3 protein-coding genes are annotated in these 1,783 nt (G+C 63.8%); 1 reads left to right on the top strand and 2 read right to left on the bottom strand.

Going from position 1 to position 1,783, the window contains the following annotated elements:
- Positions 1 to 98: 98 nt before the first annotated feature.
- On the bottom strand, positions 99 to 293 hold the full coding sequence (locus HLA95_RS27180; protein ID WP_191062158.1) for a hypothetical protein: 195 nt from the start codon (positions 291 to 293) through the stop codon (positions 99 to 101).
- Positions 294 to 709: 416 nt separating this feature from the next.
- On the opposite strand from HLA95_RS27180, the gene HLA95_RS27175 reads away from it, so the two are divergent.
- Entirely contained in the window at positions 710 to 1,201 is a 492-nt protein-coding gene (locus HLA95_RS27175; RefSeq protein ID WP_222185108.1) for a hypothetical protein, read from the top strand.
- A 108-nt stretch (positions 1,202 to 1,309) separates the two neighbouring features.
- Here HLA95_RS27175 and HLA95_RS27170 read toward each other — a convergent pair whose 3' ends face one another.
- Entirely contained in the window at positions 1,310 to 1,609 is a 300-nt protein-coding gene (locus HLA95_RS27170; protein WP_191062160.1) for a hypothetical protein, read from the bottom strand.
- Positions 1,610 to 1,783: the final 174 nt, after the last annotated feature.

Genomic DNA, 1,783 nt, shown 5'->3' with positions numbered 1-1,783 from the left:
GCGCTTTGCCACCCGCTACGACCGGCGCACCATTCACTTCTCCGGCTTCGCCCACCTCGCCGCCGCCATGACCTGGCTACGCTGAATGTCGATCCGGCCTAGTGCTTGGTCGGCGCCAGCACCGCCAGCCACGCTGCGGGCGGATCGGCCCGGCATTTCTGGATGAGCTGGCGCAAGGCCCAGGCCCGGTCATCGTTCTTGGCCAGGGCTGCCGCCACGCGGTGGAGCAGGTCGGCATCGGTCGGGGCCACCGCCGTCACGCTGATGCCCAAGGTAGAACGCGGCTTGGTCATGGCTTCCTCCGGCTACCCAGCAGGGCTGATCCGATAAGCCCACGCCATAACCTGGAATAATTCCAACGAATTTGAATCAAATTTTCGGCAGTTTCAGGAACTGCCGATCGAGCCGCACGATCGCCCGCGCCTGGCGGGGCCGGATCAGGGGTAGCGCCCGTCAGGTGATCGCCCGGTTCGGCAAGGAAATAGACAATCCACCTCTACACATATCAGTAGTATGTTTAAAGTATTTTCATTTTGTTAACATGATGGCGAGAAGTGGAACCTGTTGATCTGCAAGATTCTTCCAACGATGGCGTTAATTTACAACAACACGCACCACACGTGCATTAGGAGGCCAACTCAGGGAGTGTCGTACTGTACTTTCCTTGGGTGCGCTGGCCGCTGCTGGTGGACTTTTCCCACTAGTCCCGGTGGGTAACGCATATGCGCAGGCCCGGGACCGCGGCCTGCTGCTCGAAGGCGCAACTGGCACCTTCCGGAGTGCCAGCGGCAGTGGCAACGTCGTAGCCGACGTCCTGATCCAATCGCTCAAGGTCGATCCGCAGACCCGTGGCCTCTCTGTGAGTGGCGTGATCACGCTGGTGAGCGGCGTGACGGGGGTAGCGCCCCAACGGTTCAGCGCCCCGGCGACCCTGACCCAGGGAAGTGCCGGGGATGCGGTCACGGCTCAGGCGGTCTGCTCCATCCTCAACCTCGACATCGGCCCGATCCACCTCGACCTGCTGGGCCTAGTGATCGATCTGAGCCCGATCGAGCTCGACATCACCGCCGTGCCGGGCGGCGGGTTGCTGGGCGACCTGCTGTGCGGGCTGGCGAACCTGCTCAATGGCGGCGGCCTGTTCCAGTCCATCCAGCGGTTGATCAACCGGATCAACCAGATCCTGCGCGGTCTGGGCGGCTAGCGGCCAGCTCAGCCGAGCCCGGTCCTGCAACCCTGCTGCCGGTCCTGCCGGTGGCAGGGTTGGCTCATGCCCGGCTCTGACCGGCGCGGGGATGCCCGCGCGGTCCTGCTAGTGCGCCAGGGGGGGCGGAGGAGGTGACTGGGCAACCAGGGCCAGCTGCTGGAACTGGGCATACACCATGATCAGGCCGGGCTCGGGCAGCGCACGCACCTCCTGGACGACCGCCTGGAAGTCGACCCGCAAGATAGCACCATCCGCCTCCGGCTCCAGGCCGAACGACCCGCCAATGCGCTGGTCGGGCTGGATCGCTAGCTCGGTGGTAAACAGGATTCCCTCCGGACCAATGACCCGGGAAATCCCGACCCCGCTGCCAAGAATGACCGGCAATTCCAGTAGATAATGGGTCATATTCTGCTGCCTGGGCTGGCGTTGCTGAGAAGGCTCTGAAGGAACAGCAGCTAAGGCCCGGCCCGATACAGCGCCATCTATCGATGGATATAGCCTGCCCCAGCGTCTTCTTCAGGAAGGGTGAGCCGCGAGGTGGTGGCGCAGCGCGGTGCAGCTGTGCCGGACGAGCGCCAG

This window comes from Geminicoccus harenae, assembly GCF_019800005.1.
Lineage (GTDB): Bacteria > Pseudomonadota > Alphaproteobacteria > Geminicoccales > Geminicoccaceae > Geminicoccus > Geminicoccus harenae.
This window is presented reverse-complemented; position numbering and strand designations above follow the sequence as displayed.